Source organism: Marivita sp., from assembly GCF_022763305.1.
Taxonomy (GTDB): domain Bacteria; phylum Pseudomonadota; class Alphaproteobacteria; order Rhodobacterales; family Rhodobacteraceae; genus Marivita.
The window spans coordinates 1-4,081 of record NZ_JALEGT010000025.1 but is presented as its reverse complement, the minus strand read 5'-3'; the positions used below and the strand labels follow the sequence as shown (position 1 = coordinate 4,081).

The window sequence follows — 4,081 nt, the reverse complement described above, 5'->3', positions numbered from 1 at the left end:
TCTTGACCAAATCCTGCCCCCGCAACCAAAGATATCAACGGCTTAGACAATACAGGCTAGGCCGTTTTTTGTTGCCAGGAAGCACTTCGGAAGCTGGTGAGAGGCGACAGTCTTTGCCAAGGTAACTGCCCTTCTCCGACATAGCTGCTCTCCAAGACAGCCCGTGCTACGGCCCGTGGTGCCGCCGATCGACACCACGTAGTGCCGTACTGAGCGGGCGTTTACCAGCTTCGCTGTCTCACCCCGCTATGCGCTGCTCGCTCACGCAACTGGACGGCTCCGCTCTCGGTGCGTTGGCCAGTCCGCAGCGGGCAGAATATCAATCCCAAGGACTCCCCTTATGACAGAGGGACCAAACGGGGCTCAGAACGGGGCTCAGACCATTCAGAGGGCGGATCCCAGGATGGCTGGCCACAGACAGATGAAGGTCTTGGCCGTTGGACATGGGACCGGCCCGCAGCGCGGTTGAATTCCTCCGTCTGCGGGCCGGCCCATGCTCGCGGCTCAGACCGGGCCGGCGTCGCTTACTCGCCCTTCAAGGTGAAGAACGGCGCGGCGGTCAGGATCTTGTTGTTCTGCGAAATCAGATATCCGGCTTCGGCGCTCTTCTGCAGGAAGGCGGCCCATTCCGGATCAGCGGCCATCGCCGCACGCTTGGCGGCACGATCGGCTGCATCCTTGTAGACCCAGATATGGACGTAGGAATTGACGTCGCCCGTCTCCACTGCACCGTAGACCACGGGGTCGCCGAGATGCCGTTTTTGCACCTGCCAGCCGAATTCCTCATAGAGCTTCATATGTAGCTTGATCGTGCCGGGGCGGCAGACATAGGTGCGGTGGTCGAAGATCATGGACTCGTCCTTCTCATTTGGTTGGCGTGAAGAAGCCCCGGAAGAGCCGCACCAACGTGTAGGCGGTCATGATGGCTCCGGATATGGGGATGGCTGCGTAGAACAGCCGCTCGGGTATGCGCAGGATGGGTGTCATGGCATTGGCCCTGTCGAACAGAACGTAGCCGTACCAAGTCATCACCAGGAGAAAGGCGAGGCTGACCAACCCGATCAACGCAGTGTGCGCGACCTTGGCTCCGACCGTCGTGAGGCTCTTCTGCAGCCAATCGACCTGGAAGTGATCGTTCTCGCGCCACAGGGCGGCGGCGCCGATGAAAACCATCCAGGCAAAGCAGCCGCGCACGATCTCGTCGAACCAGGAGAAGCCAGCAAGCTCGAACGTACGGGCAACCACATTGATCAACAGCAACAGGAACAGCGTCCCAAGGCACATCATCGCTATGCCGCGTAGGCATGTCCCGAGAAGCCTGTCGAAAGCCTGCATGGTCATTGCCCCATCACCAGATTGGGCAGCCAGGTCGAAAGGCTCGGGATTGCCGTGATCGCGATCAGGACCAGGAGCAGTCCGGCCAGATAGGGCAGCAATGCGCGCGAAAGGCGCGCGACCGAGATACCGGCGACCGAGGATACCGCAAACAGCACCATGCCGACCGGCGGAGTCAGCAACCCGACCATGGAGCACATGATCATGATGACGCCGAATTGGATGGGGTCGACGCCGATGGCATTCACCACCGGAAGAAACAGCGGAACCGTGAGCACGATCACTGCAATGCCCTCCAGAAACATGCCCAAGACCAGCAGGATCAGCACGATGATGGTCAGAATGACCGCCGGATCCTCGGAAAGGGCGAGCATGGAGGAGACCAAGGCGTTTGGGATGCGTTGCTGGATGAGCAGCCAGCCGAAGAACCCGGCCGAGGCGATCACGAACATGACCCGGATCGTGTGCTTCAGGGTCTCCCATAAGATCGCAGGCAGGTCGGCCAGCTTCACTTCCCGATAGACGAACATGGAGAGGATCAGCGCATAGGCCGAGGCGACGACGCCGGCTTCAGTCGGTGTGAAAACGCCACCGAAGATCCCGGCAATGACGATGACCGGGGTTAGCAGGGAGAGCGCGCTGTCCAAGCCGCTCTTGAACAATTCAATCCAATCGATCCGATCCCGCTTCGGCATGCGGTGAATACGGGCGACCAGATAAACCGCGATCATCAGTGCGACGGCCATGAGAACGCCCGGCACGACGCCAGCCAGGAATAGCTTCGCCACGGAAACGCCGGTGATGGAGGAGTAGAGAACAAATGGAATTGAGGGTGGGAAAACCGGCCCGATGGTCGAAGAGGCGGCGGTAATCGCCGCTGAGAAGTTTCGGTCGTAGCCGCGTTCGTTCATGGCCTTGATCTCGACCTGACCAAGACCGGCCGCGTCCGCCACCGCGGCACCGGACATTCCGGAGAAGAACAGCGAGGCCAGCACGTTCACCTGGCCGAGACCGCCCCTGATATGTCCGACACAAGCATCCGCGAACCGGAAGATGCGGTGCGTGATCCCGCCCGTGTTCATCAGATTGCCGGCGAGAATGAAGAAGGGGATCGCCAGCAAGGTGAAGCCGGTCGTCGCGGAGAACATGCGCTGTGGCACCATCGCCAGAATGCCGAAATCGCCGCGCAGGACATAGAAGCCGATCGCCGTGATGCCGAGGCTGACCGCAACGGGAACACCCACGAGGATCAGCACGAGCAGAGCGCTCAAAATCAACAAGGAAGTCATGAATAGCCTCGACGGGTCGTCGCAGTTCCGCCATCGGGACAGAACCAGACCGACAGAGATGGAGGGAGCCGGGACGCAGGTGCGCCCCGGCCATTCCAAAGCACCTGATACTTACTTCAGGAAACTCAGGAACTTCTCCATGTTCTCCTTGCCGCTGTATTCCGCGACCCGTTCACGGGCGGGCCCCATCTTGGCGGAGAACGGCGCGAGATCCGGAGCGGTAACCTGCATGCCGCGGGCCTTCAGGGCAGCGATCTCCTCCTCTTCCTGAGCCTGCACGGAAGCACGCATCATCGCGCCGGCCTTGGCGCTTTCCTCTCGGATGATGCGCTGCTGGTTCGGTGTCAGCTTGTCCCAGGACGCCTTGCTCACGACATGGATCATGGCGTTGTAGACATGGCGGGTCAGTGCCATGTGGTCCTGAAAGTCGTCGAGCTTGTAGTGATAGATCACGCCGATAGGGTTCTCCTGTCCCTGGACAACGCCCTGGTTCAGCGCGTTCGGCAGTTCCGGAAACGCAATCTGCGTGGTCGCCGCGCCCAGGCCTTCCATCGCCGCAACGATCTGCAGTTCCGGCGGCGTGCGGAGCTTCAGCCCCTTCACGTCGTCCGGCGTGTTGATCGGGTGTTCGGAATTGGTGATGTTGCGGAAGCCGTACTCCCAGTGGGACAGCATCACCAGGCCGTGTGCCTCGATCTTCGGCCCCACCCAGTCGGTGAATGCGCCGTCCAGAACCTTGTGCGCGTGCTCATAACTCGAGAACGCGAAAGGGGTCATGGCAGTGCCGAAGGCTCGCTCGTACTTGTCGAGCCCGCCATGGGTCGGCAGGTTCATGTCGATGGCGCCGAGCACGGTCTGCTCCAGCTGTTCCGGCGGCGAGCCGAGCTGGTTCGCCGGAAACAGTTCCACGGCCACGGCACCACCGGTGCGCGCCTTCACATTTTCGGCGAATTGGACGGCGGCCAAGTGACCCGGATGGGTCTCGGCGGCAAAGTGCGCCATCTTCAAGGTGACATCGGCGGCTTGAGCCGGGATCGACAGGGCCAGCAGGGCGACGCCTGCCAGCATCGTTTTGATGCGCAATTTCTCCTCCCAAGGTTTTCGTTAGCCGCCGATTTAGGCGGTCATTCTCCGTCTTTCAGGACGGCCTGGACGCCGGTCATCTCCTCGTAAGCCTTGATGACGGCCGTGCAGCTTTCGTCGCCGTGCCCCATGATCGAGGCCAGCGCATATGTCTGGTGAACCGACTGCGCCATGAAGCCGGGTAAGCCGGCCTGCTCGAGCCATTCCGCGTAGTAGCGGACATCCTTCTGCGCATTCGCCAGCGACATGTGCGGCGTGAAATCCCGGCGCAGGGTCATCTCGCCATACAGGTCCATCATCCCCGACTTGCCGCCGGCGGCGGAGATGATGCCGATCACCTTGCTCAGATCCAGCCCGTCGCGCGCCGCCAGGGC

Annotated in this window: 5 protein-coding genes; all 5 read right to left on the bottom strand. The window is 61.2% G+C overall.

All coding sequences use genetic code 11. The features are described from left to right. Positions 1–524 precede the first annotated feature (524 nt). Entirely contained in the window at positions 525–851 is a 327-nt protein-coding gene (locus MRY75_RS04760) for an NIPSNAP family protein (protein ID WP_292306005.1), read from the bottom strand. Between the two features lie 13 nt (positions 852–864). After that, on the bottom strand, positions 865–1,341 hold the full coding sequence (locus MRY75_RS04755; RefSeq protein ID WP_292306004.1) for a TRAP transporter small permease: 477 nt from the start codon (positions 1,339–1,341) through the stop codon (positions 865–867). Further along, the gene (locus tag MRY75_RS04750) at positions 1,338–2,624 is read right to left on the bottom strand and encodes a TRAP transporter large permease (protein WP_292306003.1); all 1,287 of its coding nucleotides are present in this window, start codon (positions 2,622–2,624) and stop codon (positions 1,338–1,340) included. The genes MRY75_RS04755 and MRY75_RS04750 overlap by 4 nt, the downstream gene beginning before the upstream one ends. Before the next feature lie 111 nt (positions 2,625–2,735). Then, positions 2,736–3,707, bottom strand: coding sequence for a TRAP transporter substrate-binding protein (locus tag MRY75_RS04745; RefSeq protein WP_292306002.1), 972 nt, complete (start codon positions 3,705–3,707; stop codon positions 2,736–2,738). 41 nt (positions 3,708–3,748) lie between these two features. After that, a partial coding sequence (locus MRY75_RS04740; protein WP_292306001.1) for an NAD-binding protein occupies positions 3,749–4,081 on the bottom strand: 333 nt, incomplete at its 5' end.